The following is a 25307-nucleotide window of genomic DNA, read 5'->3' as shown; positions in this document are numbered from 1 at the left end:
TAAGATAATGCATATAAACTGATTAAAGGAGCACTCAATCAATGAACAATGAAACAGTTGGTAGTCGAATGGACCACAATGTCGGAAACGTAGTTATTAACGTTGTTGATAAAAACGGTCAAAATTTGACTAACCCATTAAAATATTCGCAAACTCCCGGGGAAGCATTTTCAATCGAAGTCCCTGACCTAAAGGGATACGTCGTTCAGGGACTTAGTGGTGATCAGAATGCCGTCAGTTACCTCACTAACGTCACCTTTAAACGAAACGTTGATTATCCGGCAAACATGGGTCGGGTTGTGGCCGTCAATCCGAACGAGAATATCAACGGAACTTTTGCAAGAGGAACGCTCACTTACAACTTGGTGTACGCACCAAGTGCGCAGGTGGTTTCCCCTGGTGTTGATAGAACAGCACCCAATCAAACGCAGTACCAAAGTGCTCTAAAAAAGAAGAAACATCACTGGTTCCGCTGGATCGTAATTATTTTTCTAATTATCATTTTGTTGGGAATCTTTGGCTTATACCGTTCAGGAAAGAGTGCCCAGCAACAGGTTAAACAAAATCCGCCCGTGGTGGTTAAAAATTATAACAATAAACCTGAGAATAATGCTGATAATGGTGGCAACAATGGCAGTAATGCAGCTAACCAAAAAACTCAAGATGTCATTGAAAAAGCCAAACAAGAAATCGAACAAAATGCTAGTGAACGGGATAATAATGCTCTTCAACAAATTATCATGACCATCCAAGATGGTATCAATATGATAAAAGCCAACATTGAGTCTTTCATCGGATTCTAATTCAAAAAGAGATCATCACTGATATCAGTGATGATCTCTTTTTGTTTATCTTTCTTTATAAGGCAACATGTACTTTTTAAGGGCTTTTCCGGTAAATGATTGGGGAACTTTTTCCGATCCCTCAGGAATTCCACTGTACAGGACGTTTCCACCGTACGTTCCTGCTCCAGGTCCCATGTCAATCAACCAATCAGCCTGACTGATTACATCAAGGTTGTGTTCAACGATAATAAGAGAATCGCCATCAGCAACCATTCGTTTAAATAACTTCAGCAATCGTTGCGTATCATTCATGTGGAGACCGGCCGTGGGTTCATCAAGAAAGTAAATCTTGCCCTTCTCTTCTAGCATCTGGGCTAATCGTAGTCGTTGCAGTTCACCACCAGATAGCGTGGTCAAAGCCTGATTTAACGCTAAATAATCCAATCCGACTTCGCTCATCTGTTTCAACGGATTAGCGATTTCAGGAACATCCTTGAAGAACTCAGCCGCGTGAGCAACCGACATTGACAAAACGTCGGCGATGTCTTGACCGTGATACTTGTATCCCAAGGCTTCCTGACTGTAGCGTTTTCCGTGACACAACTCACAGGTCTGAACGACCGGATCCATGAAAGCCATGTTGGTAATTGTGATCCCTTTCCCCTTACAACGCGGACAAGCACCCTTGCCGTTGTAACTAAAGAGTTGGGTCGAAACGTTGTTGGCCTTCGCAAAAAGTCTTCGAATTGGGTTTAAAATGTTGAGATAGGTCACGGGAGTTGAACGAATACTGATGCCGGCTTGTTTTTGCGTCAGATCAACGTAATTGCCATTTAGATGGTCCTTCATGGCCTCCGCTAGTGAACTCTTACCAGATCCAGCCACTCCTGACAAAACGGTCATAATCCCAGTTGGTACCTTGACACTCACGTCGTCAATGTTATGCATGTGAACGTGCTTCAAGTCTACAAATCCCTTAGGTTGAAGTGGTTTGGCGAAGTGATGGGGTGCCCTTAACCATTTTCCGGTCAAGGTGTCAGAGTCCAACACTTCTGGATAACTTCCAGTAAAGGTGATTTTACCACCTTCGGCACCAGATTTTGGTCCCACTTCGACCACGTGATCGGCAATCGACATGATCTCTGGGTTGTGGTCAACGATAAAGATGGTATTACCCTTTTTCTTTAGGTTAATCATGGCCTTTTTTATCAAAGCGATGTCGTGGGGATGAAGACCCACACTTGGTTCGTCAAAAACGTACAGAATATCTGACAATGAATTGGTCAGGTGTTTAGCAATCTTAATACGTTGCACTTCACCACCTGATAAGGTGCTGGTGGTCCGATCGAGGGTCAAGTACCCTAATCCAATGTCGATTAAAGGTTTAATCTTAGACTCTAAACCCCGGATGATTTCATCTCCAAGGTTATCTTTAATGTACTCCAAAAAGTCCAAGAACTGAACCAGGTCCATCTTAGAAACGTCGTTAATGTTAAAATCATTAATCTTAACACTCAAAGATCTGGGGTTAAGTCGAGCTCCCTTACATACCGGGCAAACTTCCCGGGTCACAATCTCACTAATGGCTTCTTTGTGGTGCTTACCCTCACGACTGTTGATGATTGAACGTTTGATTCTGGGAACCACCCCCTCGTACTGGCTCGTTTTGTAGTAAGCGGGCGCATTGAACAGTTTTTGTTGTGGCGCGTGCATCAACAAGTCATACTCTTCAGGAGTGTAATCTTTAACTGGCTTGTCATTATCAAACAAACCGCTGTAGCCGTATCCTCGCCAACGCCAGGTTCCGGGTCCAAAACTAACGAAGGTAATCGCTCCGTCATTAAGTGACTTTTCTGGATCAATTAACTTTGACTCATCAACTTCATCGACATAACCTAATCCCTGACAGTACGGACACATCCCCTGCGGCAGGTTAAACGAAAAGACCTCCGAGTATCCCACAAACGGCTTTCCAACCCGTGAGAACAGGAGCCGTAATAACGAGTAGATTCCCGTATAGGTGGCAAGCGTCGACCGGGCGTTGCCGGTTAGTTGTTTCTGTTCAATTGCAATGGCAACTGGCAAATTTTTGATGTCACCAACGTGCGGCTGCCCGTACTTTGGGAGATACTGTTGTGAAAAACTGGGAAACGTTTCGTTTAGTTCACGACGTGACATGGCCGCAATCGTGTCGAATACTAACGACGATTTCCCCGATCCGGACTCACCGACAAAAACGGTGATTTCGTGTTTAGGGAGCTTGACGTTAACGTGCTTTAAATTATTTTGGTGTGCATCAGACACATCAATTGAATCCTTATAATAAGTGTCGACCATGGTTTACCTCACTAATCTTGACGTGTTTTGCTTAACTTTCTTGATTCGCTCATCACACAGAACAATGCGAATAAAATCAGTCCACCGGATACGATAAATAGAGCTGGATAATTGAAAAATTCAACCATTAAACCACCAAAGAGCGGTCCCACAGCCCTTCCAAGGGACATGAAAATATTAAATAGTCCCTGAAACTTCCCCTTTTGTCTGGGGTCCGCTAACGTATCGATCCACGCCGGAATTCCCGGCAGTCCATTCATTTCACCAAAGGTCAAAATGACCATGATAATTACGAAAACGGCGTACTGTCTAGCAAATATTAACATAAAGAAGCTTAGCGCGAAAATGATTACCCCAAAGGCAATCTGACGACTCATCTTAAACCGAGACCCGATTTTATTAATAATCGGTTGAATGAAGACAATCAGTAAGCCATTAATCGTCCACAAGAAACTGTAATTTTCAAATGAGATCCCTAGTTGAGTCATGTGGACCGACATGACACTTTCCCAGAGCGTATAACTCATATAAATACAAAAAACCATGATGCAGATTAGCCAAATCAGTTTTAAACCGCGACTCTTTTTCTCAGAAACATCGTCGTCATCTTGTGAACGCTTAACGGCCGTTGGAGCTGGCCGATGTAATTTAATGTTAAATTCAAAAATCGTCATTAGTAACAACACAATGTAAAAACCAGTTGCCACGATGAAAACAATCGAAATCCCGTACTTCATCAAGAAACCAACCAACGCGGTTCCGACAACGACCCCCAGATTAAGCCCCACGTACAACGAATTAAAAACGTATCGCGTACTTTTAGAGGTGATCATCGATGCGTACGAATTTAAGAGCGTCATGCTGGACCCGTTACCCAGTCCGTACAGCAGTAACATAATTCCAAAGATGGGCCAGCCGTGAAAGAAGATCAAAGTCACAATCGAAGTCATCGTAATTAGAACACTGATGATGGCAGTCTTGTATGGTGACCAGCGATCGAAAAGATAACCACCCAGATAGTTCCCAATAATCATGAACATTGACATGGCAAACAGCACGATGCCGGCCGTTGTCAGAGATTCATGAAGGTAATTATGCATGTAGACCGTGGTTAACGGCCACATAAAGGATGACCCGGTATTTAATAGTAACGAATAGATTAAAACGGTACTCAACCTTAATTCTTTTTTTCTTCCTTTTACCATTTGCTTGCCTCACTTCATTATTCATTTTAATTTTTTCTTTAATTTCAACGCTTACACGATCGACCATAATAAAAGGGGAAACTCAACCGTAGTTGAAATCCCCCTAATAATCAGCAATGCTTACTTTTTTGTCGCATGCTTCTTTTCGTTATCACGCTTTTTGGCAACCAATCCGGCTACCATCGAACCTGCTACCAGCACCGAAACAACACTGGTTAACAGGATTTTCATTTTATTTTTCATGATGAAACTCCCTGCTTTTCTCCCTAATATAGTTATATCTTGTTTGCAACAAAAAAGCTACTTCTTTCTCTAATTTATAATTTTTATAATGTGATTGCCAACCGGTTACACCATTCACACTATGTAACCGCACTTTCAAAGATGAAGTTACCTGTCCCACGCTTAACCAAACTCTCTACTAAAATTAAATCCAATTTTAACTGGGAAAAAACCGATCCTTCTACTATAATTAAGGTCCATAAGGCAAATTAACGAAACGTTAATTGGAGGGAGAAACACATGATTCATATTGTTACTGATTCAACTGCTCAATTAACCCCAGATGAAATTCAAAAAAATAATCTCACGATCGTACCACTTCAGGTTACCATTGATGGTAAAACTTATGAAGATGGTGTTGACATTACCAGAAAAGAATTCTCCGATCATCTTGCAAACGACAAAGAATTTCCGAAGACCAGTCAACCTTCGCTGGGTCAATTCATTCAAGCCTACGAAAAAATTCAAAAAGAAGATCCAGACGCTTCAATCATCTCCATTCATTTAACCAAGGTTTTAAGCGGAACGGTTGAGACGGCTAGGACCGCTGCCAAACAAGTGGGCGGAGACATCTCGGTCTTAGACAGTGATTCCACTGATAGTGGTCTTACTTTTGCTGTCATACGTGCCAAAAAATTGGCCGATCAAGGCAAGTCTGTTAACGAAATTATGGACAATTTAAAGGCTTTTGTACCAACCATTATGACCTACGTTTTCATCAACAGTTTTGATTACATGGTCAAGGGTGGGCGTGCTAGCCGGGCGGTTGGCTTTATTTCCTCACTAATTCAACTAAAGCCCGTAATTCAACTGACTGAGGGAACTTTAAAACTGAAGTACAAGTGCCGTGGCATCAAGAAAATGACCAAGATTGCCAATCAGGTCACCGATGAAATCATTAATAATAAGGATATTTCCGAAGTTGGTCTTTCATACGTTGACGACGGAACGGCCCCAAAGAAAATTGCCGCTAAGATCAAGGAAGCTAGACCTGACATCGACGTCACTTGCCGTCTGACAAGTCCCATCGTTATGACCCACGTCGGTCCCGGTGGATTTGGCTACATCTTCGCATAACTTAATCCTAACAATTAAGATCGGACATTTATGTTCGGTCTTTTATTATGAAAAGAGGAAATCATGGAATCTCTGTTAATTTTTATTTTTGGTGCTCTTGGGGGAATTAGCCGATTAGCAATTACCAACCTGATCAACTATCACACTTTCCCGGTTGCCACCCTTCTAATCAATCTAATTGGAACCTTTCTTCTACCAATTTGGACGGACTACGGTTTTAAAAAGTTACGTCTTCCCAAAATCTTCAATCGGGTCATCGGCACGGGCTTCATTGGCTCGTTTACCACCTTTTCTGGTATCATGGCCGACACCATCAAGTTAGCACTGATGTCTAAATGGCTCTTTTTAGTCATCTATCTCGTAATTTCCATTTTTCTTGGTTTCGCCTTAGCATTGTTTGGCGCTAATCTTGCCGCCAAATTAGTTGAAAGGAGTGAATTTAATGATTAGTTCATACCTTTTAGTCGCAGTTGGAACGGGGTTAGGCGCTGTTATGAGATTCACCATGACTCAATTATCCAAAAAACACAATCGTGGTGTGCTTGCCACACTAACTGTCAACACCGTGGGCAGTTTCATCTTGGGCATGTTAATTCCATTCGCGGGATCTGGACTAGCTTTCTTAATTGGGACAGGATTTTGTGGTGGTTTTACCACTTTTTCCACCTTCAACAGTGAGATTGTCAACTTTACGTTCGAGCATAAATTCAAAGCGGTCCTCACCTATCCCATGATCAGTTATTCGTTAGGAATCCTTGCATGTCTCTTCGGATTTTTCATCAATCGATTATTGTGAATTAGCGGTTAACACCGTGTCAACATGTGGGTATAATTAAATTATTACATAGAAGGAAGGATTTTTTATGCCATCGTCAACTTTTGTAAATCTCCCCCAGGCAAAAAAGGATCGTATCAACAGTGCCCTTTTAAATGAATTCTCCGCTCATCCCTTCGCTGACGCCCAAGTTGCCAGGATCATCAAGGATGCCAAAATCTCACGTGGAGCCTACTACAAATACTTCATTACCTTAAAGGGCGGCTATGATTACACACGCAGACTGGTTTTATCAACCATTCATCGACCTTTCACAAATAAAAAGCTTGATGAACTAAAACCGAGCGACTACGTTGATGCTGCCCGTTCCTTTCTAGAAGATAGTGCTGAAAGTGAATACTTTGAATTTATTCAGATGGACATCCTGCATAATCAGAAAAACATTGATGATTCGGCAATCATTAAGCTGCCAGCCAAACGGTGGGCCATCACCGTTCTGTGCCACCAGACGATTAAAGAAGCCATGGAATCTCCCAGTGATTCCGAAAAATTACTCCATCGGCTTCAAAGAGTCCTTGAAATTATTTATTAATTAATCCGTACAAAAAGGAGACCCAGAAGTGGGCCTCCTTTATTAATTGATTTCAAGCATTAATTAATCTAAAATTCTTCGTAAGTGGCTGGATCTTGATTATGAGTTCGACCATCTGGCTTGGTTAACGAATCAATCGTTTCCATATCTTCAGGAGTAATCTCAAAGTCAAAGACGTTCAGGTTACCACTCTGTCTACCAGGATGAGCTGACTTAGGAATTGGCAGCGTTCCCAACTGAATCTCCCAGCGTAAAATCAACTGACCAACGTTTTTATGGTACTTAGCGGCCATGTCAACCAGAACTGGGTTCTTTAACATCTCACTGGCACGACCAAGTGGGCTCCAGTCTTCGGTTAAAATCCCGTGTTCTTCATCATAGTGACGCATATCAGCCTGATTAAAGTAGGGATGAAGTTCAATCTGGTTGATTGACGGCATGACACCAGTTTCATCAACTAACTTGTCCAGGTAGTCTGGTAGAAAGTTGCAGACTCCGATCGTCCGAATCAAACCGTACTGTTGAGCATCAATCAGTGCTTGCCATGCTTCAACGTAGTTACCCTCTTTAGGATTAGGCCAGTGCAACAAGTAGATATCAAAGTAGTCTAGGCCAGCCCGATAAAGTGACTCCTGAATGGCATTAATGGCGCTCTTTCGGTCGTAGTAACGGCCTGGCAACTTTGAAGTTACCAGCAAATCAGAACGGCGCACGTTCGAATTTTCAATTCCACGACCAACGGCCCCTTCGTTTTCGTAGTTATAGGCAGTGTCGATTAACCGGTAACCCTTATGAATGGCAGAAGTGATCGCCATTGCACCTTCAAAGCCCTTTAAAAGATAGGTCCCAAATCCAATCTTTGGAACCTGCATTCCGTTATTTAACGTATAATACTCATATTCCATGATGAGAACTCCTCTCAATGTGTTTCTACGATTAGGATAAGCGGAATGAATATTCGTTTCAAGCAAGTCGATTTGTGATAGGATAGTAGTTACGATTTAAGGAGTGATAACGTGAAAAAGAAAAACCAAAAAAATAACGGATCCTTCAACTTTCGGGGATTCTTTCATTTAATTCGACAAACTAAACCACACTACTGGCAACTAATGGTTGGACTAATCCTGGGTCTAGTCGCTACTGGAGCCCAACTAACGGTCCCAAAGATTGCCCAGGTCATGGTAAACGATTTTGCCAAGGGCGTGAGTCTAGTCCTGATTTTTGCTATGGTTATTTTATTTGTCTTGAGTGCCCTAATTAACGCGGGCTCAGGAACGCTCCTGGGGTTCTTTGGTGAAGACGTAGTGGCTAACCTCCGAGAACTACTATGGGAGAAAATGGTGAAGTTAAACGTTCACTATTTTGATAGCGTGAAGACCGGAAAAATGACTTCACGGCTCGTGAGTGACACGGACCAGATCAAGGACTTACTGTCAGTTTCATTTCCCAACACGATTACGTCGATCTTTCAACTGATTGGGGCCCTAATCATCATGCTCATCATGGATTGGCGAATGGCCTTAATCATGTTCATTGCCATCCCCATCGTCATGACCGTGATGCGACCAATCATTCACAAGTCGAGTCAGATTGGGAAATCGCGTCAGGACCAAATGGCAGATTTCAGTGGAAAGGCTCAGGAAACTTTAAACGAAATTCGTTTAGTCAAATCATCAAATGCCGAGCCGTACGAAACCAAGGCTGGTTCTAACTTGATTCACAATCTGTATCGGATCGGCCTCAAAGAATCGGTCTACGATTCCATTGCGGGTCCCATCTTGAACACGGTCATGATGGCCATGATCGTCGGCATTTTAGCGTATGGTGCTCACCGGGTTGCCATTGGCGCCATGACCATTGGAACCATGTTTGCCTTTCTAATGTACCTGTTTCAAATCATTGGTCCCGTTAGCATGCTGGGTCGTTTTGTCACCGACCTCTCGAAGGCCAATGGTTCTACTGAACACGTCCGAGAACTCCTCATTGAACCCGAAGAAGACTTTGCGTCAGGCTTCTCAGATGATATTGGTGGTAAAACGTTGCGCCTCAATGACGTTAGTTTTGCCTATGACCCCGACGAACCGGTCTTAAAAAACGTCAACGTTGCCGCTAAGCCCAATCAAACCACGGCCTTCGTCGGACCTTCTGGAAGTGGGAAATCAACCATCTTCAGTTTGATTGAACGTTACTACCAGCCAACGTCTGGCACCCTTACGATTGGTAAAGAAAACATCAAAGACATTAACCTATCTAACTGGCGACAACAAATCGGACTGGTTAGTCAGGATTCAGCCATCATGGCGGGGACGATTCGCCATAACTTGACCTACGGATTAGACGAACAGTTCACCGATGACCAACTTTGGCACGTCCTAAGCCTGGCGTACGCGGAGGGCTTTGTGAAGGAAATGCCCAACGGACTTTCCACTCAAGTTGGTGAACGAGGAATTAAGGTCAGTGGTGGCCAAAGGCAACGACTCGCGATCGCTCGGGCCTTTTTGCGGGATCCAAAGATTTTGATGCTAGATGAAGCCACGGCCAGTCTTGATTCACAATCAGAGGCCATGGTTCAAAAGGCGCTTCATCAACTCATGAAGGGTCGTACTACCCTCATTATTGCTCACCGATTGAGTACCATCGTTGATTCAGACGACATTTACTTTGTTGACCACGGTGAAATCAGTGGACACGGGACTCACGAAGAGTTAATCAAGACTTTGCCCAAGTACCGCGAATACGTTAAAATTCAATTTAAAAAATAAGGAATTCAGCAATGAATTCTTTTTTTGTGTCACAAATCAGGATTTTCCTGTTATACTTTAAGAATTATTTAAGAAATTGGAGGTTACATTTGATGGACAATAAAAAGTTATCATTATTTGCGTTAGTCTTAATGATCTTTACATCCGTCTTCGGATCAGCGAACATTTCCAGAGCGTTCTACCTAATGGGGTATGCCTCAATCATCTGGTACATCCTGGCAGCGCTCTGCTTCTTCATCCCGTTCGCGTTCATGATTGCGGAGTTTGGTGCGGCTTTTTCAGAAAAGCACGGTGGCATCTACACTTGGATGAGCGAATCAGTTAATCCTAAATTCGCCTTCACGGGAATCTCAATGTGGTATGCTTCCGCCATCATCTGGATGGTCAACACCAGTTCCGCCATCTGGGTCCCACTTTCAAATGCAATCTTCGGCGTTGATAAAACGTCAGATGCTCACCTCTTTGGACTTTCAAGTGTTGAAACCATCGGCCTTTTAGCCGTCCTTTTGATGATCGTAATTACGTTCATCGCTACCCGTGGAATCGGTCAAATTCAAAAGGTCACTTCCATCGGTGGGTTTGCGGCAATGTTAACTAACGTGATCCTCATTGTTGGTGGGGCCATCATCCTTTTAATTAACGGACATACCTTTCAGCCGCTCTCCTGGAAAGCCGTCTTAGTATCACCCAATCCGCAATACGATTCATTAATTAATGTCCTCGGATTTATCGTATACGCAATCTTTGCCTACGGTGGACTAGAAACCATTGGGGGGCTCGTTGATCAAACCAAGACTCCCGAAAAGACTTTTCCTAAAGGAATCACCATCTCGGCCATCACCATTTCCGTCGTCTATTCGATTGGGATTTTCATGGTCGGAGCTTTTACGAACTGGAACCAGGTCTTGGGTTCAAAACACAACATTAACCTAGTCAACATCCCTTTCGTTATCATGAATAACTTTGGTTATCAACTGGGGACCGCCCTGAACTTTCCTCATGGCGTCTCCGTTCAAATCGGGATGTGGGTCAGTCGTTACGTCGGGGTTTCCATTTTTCTAGCACTGAGTGGGGCCTTCATCACACTCGTCATTTCGCCAATCAAGACGATTGTGGAGGGCACTCCCAAGGAAATTTGGCCGAGGTTCTTTACCAAAATCAATCGACACAACGTACCAGGTAACGCCATGATGATTCAGGGACTCTTAGTCATCTTGTTCATCCTCGTAATCTCGTTTGGAGGACAAAGTGCCAAAGCTTTCTTCAACATTTTGGTTCAGATGACCAACGTGGCCATGGTAATTCCGTACCTGTTCATTGCCTTCTCGTTCATTGGTTTTAAAGCCAACCAGAAAATCAAGAAGCCCTTTGTCTTCTACAAAAATTCACTAGTCGCCAAATTAGCGGTCTGTGTCGTAATGTTAACGGTCGGATTTGCCATTATTTTTACGATTATCGCTCCCGCTTTGAGTGGCAACTACGTAAGCAGTATCTGGATGGTCGTTGGACCTGTCTTGTTTGGTATTGTGGGTTATCTTTTGTACCACCACTACGAAAAGAAATATCTAAGTAAATAAGCAAAAATGAGGCGTCCCTTTGGTGAGGGGCGTCTCTTTTTACGTTTGAACTGTTCGATCTCCCTTAGCTTGAACTCGGTGACTCATGTATAATAGTTACAAGACATCGTTTACCGCAAAGCACTAAGAGGAGAAAACATTATATGGAATTATTAGTTTCAATGTTTCCGATACTAGTCCCAATAATTCTGCTGGGCTTTTTAAACATGCCAGCTTTAAAGGGAATGAGTGTAACGGCAATACTTGTTATTTTAGCTAGTTTATTGGTTTGGAAGATGCCAATGAAAGCTCTGGCAGCTTCAGCCATTCAGGGAGTCCACAAAAGTCTGACGATTGCCTGGATCCTCCTTGGGGCACTGTTATTACTAAGAGCACTGGAATACACCGGATCAGTTGACCGGATTAACGCTGGCTTCACCAATTTAACCACCGACATGCGCCTGCAAGCCATCCTGATTGTCTTTCTGTTTGGATCCCTAATTGAGGGAGTCTCGGGCTTCGGTGCTCCAGCCATGGTCACCGCTCCACTGTTAATTGCGTTGGGCTTTAAGCCCCTCTCTTCAATCGTTTTAGCCCTTGTCGCCGACTCAACTGCCGCCTCGTTTGGAGCCGTTGGGACCCCACTAACGGTTGGTCTAAGTAACACCGTTAGTACGGCTGAGATGGGAAAAGTCGGGTTAAAGATTGCTAACCTCGAGTTAATCAGTGGGACCCTGGTTCCGCTGATCCTCATCGTTATGCTGGTCTTTTTGCTTCCCAACCAATACACCAAGCACCGCTTCAAATCAGTTTTACAGGTTACTCCATGGTGTCTTGCCATTGGGTTAATCTACTCGACTTCAACCATTATCAGTCAATTATTACTGGGATACGAATTAACATCCGTTATCAGCCCAATCATTGCGCTGATTTTTGCCATCTTAAGTATTAAGTTCAACATCTTACTACCAAGGGATGTTAAGAAAAATCCATGGCAGCAGTCCGAAAAAGTAACTATCAAAGAGCCCCGAACCGACATTTCACTAATTAGAGCGTGGTTACCATACGTCCTCGTGGTCGTTTTACTGGTAATCCCTAAACTCGTCAAACCGGTCCATAACTGGTTAAACAGCCACGTCAACCTATCATTAACCAACATTCTTGGCTTTAAGGCAATTGACTCGAGCTGGCTCCTTTTAGCTTCACCGGGAACCGTCCTCTTGATTGTTGCCCTACTAACGGTTCTGCTTCGTGAAGAATCATTTCGTTCGTTTTCACACGAAGCGTGGGACGTGGTGAAATCAATGAAGACCACGCTTCTGACCTTAATTGTGACTTTAATCATGGTCCAGGTCTTTACTAACACCAATTTTAACGGCGCCAAACTAGACAGCATGCCCGGTTACTTGGCATCGTTTATGGCTACTCACCTGCACGGCGTCTGGTTAGCAATCGCGCCAATTTTAGGCGCGGTTGGCTCATTTGTCACCGGGAGCACGACCGTCTCCACCCTGACTTTTTCATCAATTCAGGCTGATGTCGCCGTGGACGCTGGCTTAGACAAATTTCTCATCCTCGCCGGTCAAGTCATTGGTGCTGCGGTTGGGAACATGATTTGTGTCTACAACATTGTTTCAGTGAGTGGAGTAGTTGGATTGAAAGGACAGGAGGGGACGGTAATGCGGAAGACTGCCATTCCAGCAGCCGCTTATCTCTTTTTTCTCATTATCTCCATCTTCATATTCAAATAATTATAGGTAAACAAAAAAATCCATCCCAATTCAACATTGGAATGGATTTTTTTCAGATTTAATTATCAAAAATTTTAATCTTTAAACGTCCATACTTCGTTAAGTAAAAAGCCAATAAACCCTAGAATCAGGATTAAATCAGTCCACATGACGGAAAGATGAGAAATTCCAATTATTACCAAAAGAAACACAATCAGGGTCACAATCCCACCCCAAATACGTTGCTTTGGAGTAATTTCACCTGCAATCTCCATTGCTGGATTCTTAATAAATAAAGTGACCGCCCAAATAATGATACAGAGGGCACTTAAAATAATCAAAATCCAGTCAATGAAACCAATAGGAAAACCATAGATGATCTCTTGGATGCCTTCAACCACACTAGTGCCAAATAAAATCATGGCCATGGCCGTCCACAGTAAACTGATACGACTAGTAAATGCGTTTTTCTTCATATTTAACACCTACCTTTAGATAAATTTTAACATATATTTAACTTTGAAAGAAAATGTTAAAGAAAAAGGGACTGACATCGTTTGTTCATTGACGTCAATCCCTAAAAATATTTTATAGCAATGCTTTAAGTTTTACCTCTGATCAGCGGCCCACTTGGCAAACTGGGTCCAAATCTCATGCTTTTCTTCCTCATCATCAGTACCCTTTGACGCCTTAATCGTCGAAGCTAACTTGGCTTTTAAGGATTTTTTCTGATCAGCTGTCAAATTTTTAACCGATTCGGTTAAATTAACCTGGCCCTCTTCCATTCCTTGATTAGCCAAGTTCAAGGTCCCGTGCTCGTGGCTGTTTTCAATAAACGACCAAATTGGGATAATGATAAATAAAGTCAAAGCAATTCTAGGAAAGAAAAACGCCAAAATAATCAAAATGACGTACGCCGCGATTGAATAGTTAAAGTTTCTGGCAAAAATATAGTTGAAAACTTCATGTTGCTTGGAGTGCTTTCGGTACTTGACTTCAGCAATTTGCGACACAATAATGCGAAAGACCACCAATAAAATTAGTGAAAGAGTGCCATAAAGCATCACCGTGATTTGCGATGTATCGTCGGTCATAAGCTTTGTAAAAGTTGGAATTAACGACATGAAAAAGAGGAACACCAGGTCCATGACAACCGTCTTGTTGGCGACTTTTTCGGTATCGTTGAATACTTGTGCATGCTGGTACCACAAGTTCCCAACAAAACAAAAACTAACGGCATAAATTCCAATGGCACGAAATAGAACCAGATACTCAACGTTTCCACCCATCTTCTCAATCGGCAGTTCCAACACCATCACGGTAATAATGATGGCAATGATGGCGTCACTGAAGGCATCAAGTCGATCTTTCATTTTTTTCTTGATTTCACCCATAACGTTTCCTCACTTTGATAGATTTACGCTAATTATAGCACGCCATTATGGAGATTTTAAACCCATCAAAAAAGCGTTTCACAATTACCAACTTCATGATTAAATTTATCTACAACCAAAAAGGCTATCAAGTCCTTGATAGCCTTTCATTTGGCAAAACATATCATAACCGCGATCACTGATTAACCGTCTTTATGGTGTTCCACTATCTTTTGAACCATACTTGATGCTCCAGTTAAGCGTAGCGTCATATCCCCCGGTACTACCGACGGCACTTCCACTCTGGTTCATCCTTAAATCAAGTCCTTGATTAGCATTCCATTTAATTGGAGTCGTAATCTTACCATCTTCCTTTTTCCCAGGATAGTTGTAAACCTGGACGTTGCCAGTTCCTGGGTTCAAAATGGTTGGTTGTTTGCTGTTTAAGGCAAAGTAAGCCAGTGAAAATGGTGACCCGGGCCTCCCAATCTCATGTGGATTTTCAGGAGTATTCTCCTGAGAGAGCCAGACACTGTACGGACTCTTAACACGACGATCATCGGTTAAACTAGCAACCTCGTATCCCTTGTTGATATCAATCGGGGTCTTTTTCTTGCCAAGGTTTCTTGGTTGCATGTACTGATCCTTAAAGAAGTAGTCATTTTGAAAGCCGTAGTCTAAATCCTGCGGTTGATTCAAAACAACCGATCCATTGTAGAAATTATAGGTCTCTTTTCGTCCTTGAAACTTAAGTGAATCCTGGTTGCGATCGGTTCCCGTCAATTCAGGGGTTGAACTCATATTATCAGGATTATTGTCACCGAGTTGAAGGTCAGCGGTAATATTAGTTACAGCTCGACCATTCATGTCTGGAAGATTCTTAATCGTAATCTTCTTAGCGTTCTTAAAGTTAGAGTTGGAGTCTTTCCCACTAATCTCATAATCGGTGGTGTCACTTACCGTATAATCACTATTACTAATTAGTTCTCCGTTAACATCAATGTTCTTGATGTCTTTAATACTTGGAACCACAAATGAATACGAACCATCTTTAAACTGCGTGCCTTCAATCATGTTATGAAGGGAAATCTTGTACTGAACCTCACTTCCGTCCTTGACGTCGGTCAGATTATTGGTCCAAGTATTACCACCGTCATTTGACATCTGGTTTTGTAAAATAACTCGTGGTTTAACGTTGTCGTAGGGATTACTCGACATTTCGACGGTCGCCTGACTTGACTTAACAACTCCGTCATCCGGTGCAGTAAAGTTACTTCCCTTAGCGGTTACCGTATTCTGTTTAGTATTAGGATCTGGATCAGTAATAATCGTTCGAAATCCAACTGAGTCAGGTTTCCCGTCATCGTCGATGGGTTCAATTCCATTGGGGTATTCCGCCACGATTTGATCGTTATCGTCCAGACCACGCATCCCTAGATTGGTCATGTCATCCGTAACCTTAACGTTATCCCAGGTATTTCCTAAACCATTATCTTTGTAGTTGTAGGTATCGACCTTATAAAGCATCACGTCTCCAACCTTAGCATTAGTGACAAGGTCCTTAAATTCGCTCGGATCGATTTCCTTAATCATGTCATTTGCGGCACCGGTATCACTATCGTAGGGATTAATGTCCTTATACTTCCCCTCACGTTGAAGTGCACTTAAATCACAAACTAATTTTTTAACCCCAGGAATCTGAGGAATTTCGGTATTGGCAATGGCACTGACCATGTTCAACGCACCAGTTGCACCAGTAAATCCCCACCACGCGTAGTCACCTTGAAATTGGCTCAAAGGAACATTTTCAGTAGTGGTATGCTGATCAATTCCGTCAATTGAGTGACCAGACTTGGGATCATTATAAGTAACCGTTGCGGTGGCGTGATCCGACCTGGCGTTACTATCTGGTTGCCAGTCATTAGGCATCCACTTATAAGTCACCGGGATCCATGTTCCCTGATTAGCCGTTAAAGATGGCGTCTGACTATAATCATGGTGATTGATTCCAATATGATCTTTATCGTGCCAGTCAAATGGACCAGTGAATTCATTTGGGTAAATGAACGCCGTATGTGGAATCTTTCGCGGCAATTTATGGTCACTATAATCTCCGTTGTAGTATGGATCAAACTCAAACGATAAAGCATTGTGAATAAATTGGGTTCTCAAATATGCTTTTTTAGGATTAACATGATCATTGTCAATTGCCTTTGAAGCGGTTCGGACATTTCCATATGAACCGAGTGATTCACCCGATGATCCGATGGCATTTGGATTGTCATTTTGCAGGGTAAAGGTCAGTCCATCAGCTAATGTTTTAACTTTTTTCGGGTTTTTCATATAAACGTAAAACTTAATTGTAAACGGTTTTTGTAAATCAACTTGGTTCTTCCACCACATGGTTTGAGCAGAATGATCATCACCAGTATTATCAGTTACCACCTGAACGTTGGGATATCTTTTTTGAACGCTTTCATTCGGTTGAATCCCAGCAAACATAAATTCATCCATTGACGGACCTGATTCTGGTGGTGCAGGAATGTTATACGGATTATCTGGATCCGCCCTAACACTCATCATTGCGCCACAAATCATAAATACAGCAGTACAAACCACTCCTATTAATAGCTTATAAAGTACTTCTCTTTTTATTCTCATTTTTTCTCAATTCTTTTTATTTTTCTTTTTGTGATAGAACATCCGACAAATCCAAAAAATAATCCAAATTTCGATGGTCAAAAATACCGCAATTAAAACCGGTACGTATGACTCTACTTGGTTTGATAACTTTAATGGGGTAAACGTCTTGTGCAATCGAACCGTTTGCTTGTCAGAATGGATCATAACATCCATTCGATACCTACCAGGCTGCAATTTTTGATAGGGAATTGTCCACACCAAAGGAGTATTCGGGGCAATACTGACATCCGAATATTCCTTTATCGTATCCAATTTTTCGTTATGAAAAACTTTGACTCGCACCCTCGCATGTTGAATCAGCTGTGGGTAATTATTCTTAATCGTAACTTTAAACGCATTTAATCCATCATAATTTCCACTCTCAATGTTTGAAATTTTTAAACGATCTAATTTCAATCCATCCTGTCCACTTAACGAAACTCCAATAACGTAACTGGCTAAACTGTTAACCTTCTCGTTTGAAACGGAAGGAACCACTCCAGTAGCAGTGATGCCAGCAAGTTCTGTTCCCATAACTCGTGAATTTGTCCTGATTTGGTAATTGACTACCCTACTCGCATCCGGAGCCAAATTCACTTCTCTTTTAAGTTTTCCAACAACTTGTCTAGAAACCGAATTCTGATCATTTTTAAGCACGCTTGGATTAGCGTATGAAATACTGCCACTCGACGTGGTCGTTGCATTATTCAGCGTTAACCTAATTTTAATGGGACGGTCTCCATGATTTTTCAAAAGAAGCGGAAGCTGGTATTCCCGATTCGGTTTAGCTTGAATCGCAAAATACTCTTTGCCCTTTTGAAGTGGAAGTCCACCCAAAACCGGCGTGGCAGAAAATGACGGATAATCATCCGAATTGGCCTGGAAAGTCATTGGCACAAACAGTTCAATCAACAAAACTCCAACTAAAATTATAATTTTAATTAGTTTTCGCATTTGAATTTTATTTCGAATTCTTCAATTCTAATTTTTTAATGAAATGACGGTTTAATATAATCAGAAAAGCGATAAAGAGAAAAATCACTCCGGCTACCATTGTGCCCCATTGAAGCATTTGTCCTGTTTGAGGTAACGTACCTTGTTGCTCTCCACTAACAGCAATGGTTGGCGGAATTTTAGTGCCTTCTGATTCAGAGGGACCTGGGGTTTTATTAGACATATCTTCAGGTTGACCACCCTGTCCATTGGGTGCTGGAGTTACGTTTCTACCAATTCGAATTGTGGTATTTGAATTAGATTCACTCTTCGCAAACGAAACTGCATTCGCTTCTAACCCAACGGCTATTAAAATAGTTAATCCAGTTAACAGTACCATCCTTAAAAACTTAGAACATTGTATTCGCATTTGTACATCTCCCAACCTAGTTATTTAGATTGATCGTTTCTTTTATCAAGTTCTGCTTGCTGTGCGGCAATCAAATCCTTTTGTTTTTTGTGTTGACGGTACAAAACGTAGCATAAGATCAAGATTAAGATTAACAAGATAATCAATAGGATGATCCACCACCAGTTTTTATTAGCATTATTAATTGCTGCCTGAGCAATTGAGATATGGAAATCTTTTTCAATATCCCACTTGTTTCCGTTAATGTCTGAAGCCTGCAAACTCAAATGATAATTACCGGGTAACAACGCGTTTTTGCCAAAATTATTCATAAAATTAAAGTTGGAATTAGGCGCCATACTTAAGCCACTCTGGTTGGCCTTACTCAAGACCTTCTTCGGATTACTCTTTCGGTAAATCTTGTCTTTTAAATGCATTTGACTAACCGTCGTGGGCTTTTCGTTTGCCAACTTGGTATAAATCACCGGTTCACTAGCTACCTTCCCCGGTTTAATGCCTTGAGCCGTAAGCTTTGGTTTAATGGTTTGATTAGTGTTGTCACGAAGATAGACGGGCATTGCTAAAGCAAACTTATTATTAACGCTGACTCCCCTTAATTTAGCTGCAGAAGGTGGTAACTGTGGACTAACGTACAGTCCCCCCATGATGACACCTTGATAGGTCTTGTCAGGAGCTTTTACGTTAAAGTTAACGTTGGTTCCCTTGTTAGGAGCTAAGTTAATCGTCTGCTTTTTGTCTCCTTGGACTAAATCCTTGAATTTATACTTCAAAGTTTTATCAGTCGGAAACTTATTAGTCGGATTGAGCGCAATGGCACCACCACCGGAAGTAAAAGCAGTTGTTGGTTCAATGCTAAAGGACTGGGGTGATTTGGATAAATTAACGATGCTCAAACTAATTTGTTGGGTTTGACCCGGCTTGGTTTGAACAAAGATCACTCCATCTTGCTTAATTTGATTCTTAGTGTAATTCGGTTTAACCGCAATTGATGGACCTTGGGCTGCATTTGTTTTTAAGGTTCCAAGTATCGGAATCATCAAAAGAATGGTTGCAACGGCAAGTAAAAACGGTAACCAGAATTTCTTCAACCTTGATAAAATTACAATCACGTCCTACTTAATTAATTTTCTAATTTACTAAAAAGAAGACAAACCGTACGTGGTCTGTCTTCTTGGTTATACAATACACACCCGTAAAGAGAACTATTAGTTAGTTGGGTTTTGTGGGCCTTGTGCGTTAAGAGTCCAAATAATTGGTGCGTTGTAATCAGCTGGAGTAACGTTAGCTGGCATATTCAAACTAGCGTCAGTACTCTTTGAGTAGTCAACTGAAGTCGTTCCTAAACCTTGACCAGCATTAGCTGAAAGAACTTGGGAAGAATTGTCAGCTCCAGCATTCAACAATGGAGTATTTACTTGAGCGGCACTTCCAATACTGTTTTTAACAGCGGTTTGGTTCAATTGAACACCCCAACCATTACCTGGTTGATCATTGAATTGACCTAAAGCAGCTGAAACAGTCCAACCAGCACCATTTGGTTGATCTTTGACGGTACGACCATCAACAACAACTAATTGTGGTTTACCATTACCGGTTTGGTTATCATGCAACGGAATCCCAAATTGTGGGTTACTGTTGTTGGCTGCTTCACCGAAGTTTAAATCTGGAACTTCTTGTAAAGTTAAGTATCCGGTTCTTACTTGAACGTGAGCTTTTGATTGTCCTTGTACTGAACCAGTAGTGTCATTAGGAGTTGCACTAGTGTCTGCTGGAAGATGAACAGGAGCAGCGTTTACATTAATGTTCTCAATGGCCATTGACAAACCTAAAACGGCTGCTAATGATGCCACACCTAAAACTAATTTCTTACCAATATTTGCTTCCATAAAAAACTACCTCCAAAAAATATATTATTTTATTGCTAATAAATTGTATGTTTGTAATGGTGATAAAGCACCACAGACACGCAATCTAATAACATCTTTCACAAAGACATTATACCATAGAATAAAATCCTTGTGCAATAAAAATAGGAAAAATTTCACAACACCCACTTCTTTTCACAATATCCTAATAGAATCCTGGCTCCATGCAAAAGTCTACTATTAGTATAACTTATAAATTGATTATTTTTCAAGCTAAAAAAGTCACGGCGACCTTTCGATCACCGTGACTTCAATTAATTCTTCTTAATTAGTTAGTATAAATCTATCTTAGTACCAACCGTGTGATTGCCAGAATGATTGGGCACCTGACCATGAACCATAACGTGAAGTTACGTATTGGTTAGCAACTCGATCTTGGTTAGCAGCTGAGTAGTCACCATTTAAGTATGACTTAGATAATTGATACTTACCGTAGTAGTTACCATTTGAAGCAGTGTATGAGCCGCCTGATTCACGTGCAGTGATCCAAGCTTTGGCTGCATCATCACCACCGTTGCTTGAATAGTTAACGTTAGCTGGTTTAACAGTGTTAGTTTGTACAGCGTAAGTTCTTTGGTTAGTTCGTGGTGCTGCTGGGGCTGGAGTACTCTTTTGAGTTGATGCTTGTACATTAGCCTTTGGTGATTGGGTTGGTTGAGTATTAGCTTGTTGCTGTGGAGCTGGGGCTTGTTGTACGGGAGCTTGAGCTTTTGGTGCTACTGGGGCTGGGGCTTGTACTTGAGCCTTTGGTGCTGGTTGAGCAGCAACTGGTTGTTGTACAGGTTGTGCAACCTTAGCAACTGGAGCTTTAACAGCTGGAGTAGTCTTTGGTGCTTGGTAACCAGTAGTTTGTGCTGGTTGTGATACTGCATTTGGAACAGTAACACCAGTTGGGATTACTAATCTTTGTCCAACTGAGATTTGGTCAACATTTTGTAAATGGTTAGCTTTGGCGATTTGGTTAGTAGAAACTTTGTATTGTTGAGCAATTTCTGAAACAGTGTCACCTGATTTAACTGTAACGTTTGTTGAAGCGTGGGTGGTGTTAGCACCTACTGCTAATAAACCTAATGCTGCGGCACTTGATAAAACTACGGCCTTGATACTTTTTGACTTCATAATAATAATCACTCCTAATCTAAATTTCTTAACTAATTTTCGTTTTCCGGTTTTCTGTTTTTTAAATTCGTTGATCTCCTGTATCAATCAACAATGTATATACTAAACGGAAAACATTACACACAAATAACACAGTGTTTAAAAAAATCGCCGATTTTTGTTATTTTGTAACATAAGTAACATGTTTTGCAACATAACCCTAAAAATCACCGAATTATTGAGTGTTTCCTGTATCATTTTGTAATTTTTACTCGTTTTTTTGCCATATATTCCCTTCAATTTCTTCAAAATCACTTCAAAAAAAGGTTGACAACCATATTTTTAGGTCAATTCAACCTAATTTTCCCTTTTTTGACCTGTTTCTACTATGTGAATCTAACGATCATTAGATTCACATCATCACTGTTTCCCGCTTTGAATTTTCCACTACCATTTTATTTTTAACCATCGATTCTCCATTATTATGGTAGAAAACTTTTTTATGTCGTTTAAATTATCAGCCTTTTTTTACGGCCAACCACTTTATGACCTGTACCAATTTGGCAATCAAAAAATTATTTTAAACTATTTATAATGAAGAAATGCGTCAAGTTAGGGATACTTTAGATAGCGCTTTCATATGTGGAACAATAAGGAATAAACCACTTTTTTTGGTAGCAGTAGTGTTATATAATTGGTCTTGTATACGAATAACTATAATTATTAAAAGGAGTGAGTATTAATGGCAACTGCTAACCGTGCATTATTCATGCTTTTCGGTGGCACTGGTGACCTTGCTTTGCGAAAGTTATATCCAGCCTTATTTGAACTTTACAAAAAGGGCAGTATTGACAATCATTTTGCACTGCTTGGGTTAGCTAGACGACCCCACACCGATGAGGAATTTCAAAAAATGGTTTTAGATTCCATCTCGTCAGAAGCAGATAATCAAGAACAAGCTGAAGAGTTTGCTAGTCATTTTTACTTCAGATCTCATGATGTTACCAACGTGGAACATTATCAGGCCTTGAGTAAATTAGCCGACGAACTTGACAAGAAATACGAACTTAATGGTAATCGGATCTTTTATGTTTCAATGGCCCCAAGATTCTTTGGAATCGTTGCTAAAAATCTGAAGGAACAACACGTTCTTTCAGACAATGGTGGCTTTAACCGCTTGGTAATTGAAAAACCATTCGGTCGGGACTATGAATCTGCTGAAAAATTAAATGATGAATTAACCGCTGCGTTTAAGGAAGACCAAATCTTTCGCATCGATCATTATTTAGGCAAAGAAATGGTTCAAAGTATCCCAGTTATTCGATTTGGTAACCCCATCATCGATGCCGTTTGGAACCACAACTACATTGATAACGTCCAGATCACCCTATCCGAAAAACTTGGCGTAGAAGACCGTGCCGGATATTACGACACAGCCGGTGCTTTACGTGATATGATTCAAAACCATACCATGCAAATCATGACCCTCCTTGCAATGGATAAGCCAGAATCATTTGTTGATACTGACGTTCGTGCTACCAAGGTCAAAACCCTTGAAAGTATGAACTTCTACAATACTGAGGGTGTCAAAGAGAACTTTGTTCGTGGTCAATATGGAGCTGGTAGTGGTTCAGCCGCCTACCGTGACGAGCCAGACGTTCCACACGATTCTAATAATGATACCTTTGTTGCCGGAAAAGTAACTTACAATCTTTCTAGATGGGAGGGCACTCCTTTCTACGTTCGAACTGGTAAGAAGTTAAAAACCAAAGCCACTAGAGTTGATATTGTCTTCAAAAAAGACATTAACAACATCTTCAGTAAAGCCGGTTTGCCAGATACTCTTAAAACCAACGTCCTCTCAATTTTAATTGACCCTCGCGGTGGAATTACACTGAGAGTCAACGTCAAGGATTCCAAACAAGGTTTCCATACCGAAACCATCGACCTTAGTTACCTACAAAATGATGCTCGGGCTTCAGAAGTTCCTCAACCATACGAGCGTCTTTTCCATGACATCTTAAATGGTGATCACACCAACTTTGCAAGCTGGCCAGAAGTTGCCGCCGCTTGGAAGTACGTTGATCCCATTCAGAAGTACTGGGACGAAACCAAACCTGATTTTCCTAACTACGAACCAGGCTCAATGGGACCAAAGGCAGCAGACGAGTTATTAGCTCGAGATGGTCACAGTTGGTACTTCCCTGCTGAAAAGTAAAGAAAGTGCTTACAAAATTTGAAGTTTCTATTTCACAATTCTAATGTGAAATGGTAAACTACTAGTGTAATGAATTAACATATATATTCGAAAAGGAAGGTATATTATGGCTGATAAAAAAGCAAACATTGGTGTTGTTGGTATGGCTGTTATGGGTAAGAACCTTGCCCTCAACATTGAAAGTCGCGGTTACACAGTTGCAATTTATAACCGTACTGCAAGTAAGACTGAACAAGTAATGAAGGATCACGGTGACAAACACTTGATTCCAAGTTACAACGTTAAGGATTTCGTTGAATCAATTCAAAAACCTCGTACGATCTTATTGATGGTTAAAGCTGGAAAGCCAACTGATGCCGTTATTGCTGAACTATTACCATTACTTGATAAGGGTGACACTCTTATTGACGGTGGTAACACTAACTTCCACGATACTATGGCTCGAAGTGAAAAACTTGCTAAGTCAGGTATTAACTTTATCGGAATGGGTGTTTCTGGTGGTGAACTTGGAGCTCTTAAAGGCCCTTCACTAATGCCCGGTGGTCAAAAAGAAGCCTACGACCGTGTTGCTCCAATCCTTGAAAAGATTGCTGCTAAGGCCGAAGATGGCGAACCATGTGTTGCTTACATTGGCCCTAACGGTGCTGGTCACTATGTAAAGATGGTCCACAATGGTATCGAATACGGTGACGAGGAATTAATCGATGAAACCTTTAACCTTTTGAGAAATGCTGCTGGTTACTCAGTTGATGACCTTGCTAAAATCTTCAAAGATTGGAACAAGGGTGAGTTAAACTCATACTTGATCGAAATCACTGCTGACATCTTGACTAGAAAAGATGACTTAGGCGACGACAAGAACAAGCCAATTGTTGACGCAATCTTAGACCGTGGTGCTAACAAGGGTACTGGTAAGTGGAGTTCAATTGATGCTTTAGACATTGGTGCTCCTCAATCAGTTATCACCGAATCAGTTTACGCTCGTTTCATCTCAATGATGAAAAAAGAACGAATGGCTGCTTCAAAGGTTCTTCATGGTCCTGCCAAAGAACCTAAGTTTAACAGCGACGAAATCGTTGAAAAGGCTCGCCAAGCATTATACTTCGGTAAAATCATGAGTTATGCTCAAGGTTTCGAACAAATGCGAATGGCCTCAGAACACTACGGTTGGGACTTGAAGTACGACCAATTAGCTAAGATTTGGCGTGCTGGATGCATTATTCGTGCCCAATTCCTTCAAAACATCACTGATGCCTTTGATAAGGATCCTAAGTTAACTAACTTGTTAATGGACCCATACTTCTCAGACATCGCTAACAAGTACCAAGACTCAGCTAGAGAGATCGTTTCGTTAGCTACTGAAGCAGGTATTCCTGTTCCATCATTGTCAGCTGCCGTTTCATACTTCGACTCATACAGAGCTCAAGTACTTCCAGCTAACTTGCTTCAAGCACAACGTGATTACTTCGGTGCTCACACTTACGAACGTACTGACCGTCCAGGTAACTTCCATTACCCATGGTACAAAGAACAATAAAATCAACGTT

Annotated in this window: 22 protein-coding genes; 10 read left to right on the top strand and 12 right to left on the bottom strand. The window is 41.5% G+C overall.

Translation table 11 applies throughout. The features are described 5' to 3' along the window. Positions 1-41 precede the first annotated feature (41 nt). Positions 42-803, top strand: coding sequence for a hypothetical protein (locus tag AC6UD1_RS04645; protein WP_500707409.1), 762 nt, complete (start codon positions 42-44; stop codon positions 801-803). A gap of 45 nt (positions 804-848) precedes the next feature. Here the strand turns inward: AC6UD1_RS04645 and AC6UD1_RS04640 are convergent, their stop codons facing one another. The 3 genes from AC6UD1_RS04640 to AC6UD1_RS04630 all read right to left on the bottom strand — a co-directional run bounded on the left by AC6UD1_RS04640 (position 849) and on the right by AC6UD1_RS04630 (position 4570). Further along, a complete protein-coding gene (locus tag AC6UD1_RS04640) occupies positions 849-3122 on the bottom strand; it encodes an ATP-binding cassette domain-containing protein (protein ID WP_500707408.1) in 2274 nt (757 codons plus the stop codon). 11 nt (positions 3123-3133) lie between these two features. Beyond that, positions 3134-4327 (bottom strand): MDR family MFS transporter, encoded by a 1194-nt coding sequence (locus tag AC6UD1_RS04635; RefSeq protein WP_500707407.1) that lies wholly within the window; start codon positions 4325-4327, stop codon positions 3134-3136. A 120-nt stretch (positions 4328-4447) separates the two neighbouring features. Continuing rightward, complete coding sequence (locus AC6UD1_RS04630; protein WP_500694107.1) at positions 4448-4570, bottom strand: hypothetical protein; 123 nt, start codon at positions 4568-4570, stop codon at positions 4448-4450. A 279-nt stretch (positions 4571-4849) separates the two neighbouring features. On the opposite strand from AC6UD1_RS04630, the gene AC6UD1_RS04625 reads away from it, so the two are divergent. The 4 genes from AC6UD1_RS04625 to AC6UD1_RS04610 all read left to right on the top strand — a co-directional run bounded on the left by AC6UD1_RS04625 (position 4850) and on the right by AC6UD1_RS04610 (position 7053). Beyond that, positions 4850-5686: a DegV family protein gene (locus AC6UD1_RS04625; protein WP_500707406.1), complete on the top strand. Its 837-nt coding sequence runs from the start codon at positions 4850-4852 to the stop codon at positions 5684-5686. 63 nt (positions 5687-5749) lie between these two features. Further along, a complete protein-coding gene (locus tag AC6UD1_RS04620; protein WP_500696999.1) occupies positions 5750-6136 on the top strand; it encodes a fluoride efflux transporter FluC in 387 nt (128 codons plus the stop codon). Next, the gene (locus AC6UD1_RS04615; protein ID WP_500697000.1) at positions 6129-6482 is read left to right on the top strand and encodes a fluoride efflux transporter FluC; all 354 of its coding nucleotides are present in this window, start codon (positions 6129-6131) and stop codon (positions 6480-6482) included. The genes AC6UD1_RS04620 and AC6UD1_RS04615 overlap by 8 nt, the downstream gene beginning before the upstream one ends. Positions 6483-6549: 67 nt before the next feature. Next, entirely contained in the window at positions 6550-7053 is a 504-nt protein-coding gene (locus AC6UD1_RS04610; RefSeq protein ID WP_500697001.1) for a TetR/AcrR family transcriptional regulator, read from the top strand. A gap of 68 nt (positions 7054-7121) precedes the next feature. Here the strand turns inward: AC6UD1_RS04610 and AC6UD1_RS04605 are convergent, their stop codons facing one another. Further along, positions 7122-7958 (bottom strand): aldo/keto reductase, encoded by an 837-nt coding sequence (locus AC6UD1_RS04605; protein ID WP_500695847.1) that lies wholly within the window; start codon positions 7956-7958, stop codon positions 7122-7124. Positions 7959-8069: 111 nt separating this feature from the next. Here AC6UD1_RS04605 and AC6UD1_RS04600 point away from each other — a divergent pair, with 111 nt between their 5' ends. The 3 genes from AC6UD1_RS04600 to AC6UD1_RS04590 all read left to right on the top strand — a co-directional run bounded on the left by AC6UD1_RS04600 (position 8070) and on the right by AC6UD1_RS04590 (position 13122). After that, positions 8070-9815 (top strand): ABC transporter ATP-binding protein, encoded by a 1746-nt coding sequence (locus AC6UD1_RS04600; RefSeq protein ID WP_500707405.1) that lies wholly within the window; start codon positions 8070-8072, stop codon positions 9813-9815. A 92-nt stretch (positions 9816-9907) separates the two neighbouring features. Continuing rightward, positions 9908-11392 (top strand): glutamate/gamma-aminobutyrate family transporter YjeM, encoded by a 1485-nt coding sequence (gene yjeM, locus AC6UD1_RS04595; RefSeq protein WP_500707404.1) that lies wholly within the window; start codon positions 9908-9910, stop codon positions 11390-11392. A 143-nt stretch (positions 11393-11535) separates the two neighbouring features. Next, positions 11536-13122, top strand: coding sequence for an L-lactate permease (locus AC6UD1_RS04590; protein WP_500695851.1), 1587 nt, complete (start codon positions 11536-11538; stop codon positions 13120-13122). 74 nt (positions 13123-13196) lie between these two features. Here AC6UD1_RS04590 and AC6UD1_RS04585 read toward each other — a convergent pair whose 3' ends face one another. The 8 genes from AC6UD1_RS04585 to apf form a co-directional block, all read right to left on the bottom strand. After that, complete coding sequence (locus tag AC6UD1_RS04585; RefSeq protein WP_500707403.1) at positions 13197-13577, bottom strand: hypothetical protein; 381 nt, start codon at positions 13575-13577, stop codon at positions 13197-13199. A 132-nt stretch (positions 13578-13709) separates the two neighbouring features. After that, positions 13710-14495, bottom strand: coding sequence for a TMEM175 family protein (locus AC6UD1_RS04580; protein WP_500707402.1), 786 nt, complete (start codon positions 14493-14495; stop codon positions 13710-13712). 192 nt (positions 14496-14687) lie between these two features. Next, positions 14688-17057: a hypothetical protein gene (locus AC6UD1_RS04575; RefSeq protein ID WP_500707401.1), complete on the bottom strand. Its 2370-nt coding sequence runs from the start codon at positions 17055-17057 to the stop codon at positions 14688-14690. 84 nt (positions 17058-17141) lie between these two features. Continuing rightward, positions 17142-18110 (bottom strand): WxL protein host-binding domain-containing protein, encoded by a 969-nt coding sequence (locus AC6UD1_RS04570; RefSeq protein WP_500707400.1) that lies wholly within the window; start codon positions 18108-18110, stop codon positions 17142-17144. 7 nt (positions 18111-18117) lie between these two features. Next, entirely contained in the window at positions 18118-18519 is a 402-nt protein-coding gene (locus tag AC6UD1_RS04565) for an LPXTG cell wall anchor domain-containing protein (RefSeq protein ID WP_500707399.1), read from the bottom strand. A 20-nt stretch (positions 18520-18539) separates the two neighbouring features. Further along, on the bottom strand, positions 18540-19607 hold the full coding sequence (locus tag AC6UD1_RS04560; RefSeq protein WP_500707398.1) for a DUF916 domain-containing protein: 1068 nt from the start codon (positions 19605-19607) through the stop codon (positions 18540-18542). A 117-nt stretch (positions 19608-19724) separates the two neighbouring features. Beyond that, positions 19725-20405, bottom strand: coding sequence for a WxL domain-containing protein (locus tag AC6UD1_RS04555; protein WP_500694122.1), 681 nt, complete (start codon positions 20403-20405; stop codon positions 19725-19727). A 327-nt stretch (positions 20406-20732) separates the two neighbouring features. Then, a complete protein-coding gene (gene apf / locus AC6UD1_RS04550) occupies positions 20733-21563 on the bottom strand; it encodes an aggregation-promoting factor (RefSeq protein ID WP_500695858.1) in 831 nt (276 codons plus the stop codon). Between the two features lie 721 nt (positions 21564-22284). On the opposite strand from apf, the gene zwf reads away from it, so the two are divergent. After that, positions 22285-23760, top strand: a complete 1476-nt coding sequence (zwf, locus tag AC6UD1_RS04545; RefSeq protein ID WP_500695859.1) for a glucose-6-phosphate dehydrogenase — start codon at positions 22285-22287, stop codon at positions 23758-23760. 106 nt (positions 23761-23866) lie between these two features. Further along, complete coding sequence (gene gnd, locus AC6UD1_RS04540; RefSeq protein ID WP_500694125.1) at positions 23867-25297, top strand: NADP-dependent phosphogluconate dehydrogenase; 1431 nt, start codon at positions 23867-23869, stop codon at positions 25295-25297. Positions 25298-25307: the final 10 nt, after the last annotated feature.

It is taken from the genome of Fructilactobacillus sp. X8R1C1 (genome assembly GCF_059900945.1).
The sequence above is the reverse complement of the archived record's forward strand: the minus strand, read 5'-3'. Positions and strand labels throughout refer to the sequence as shown.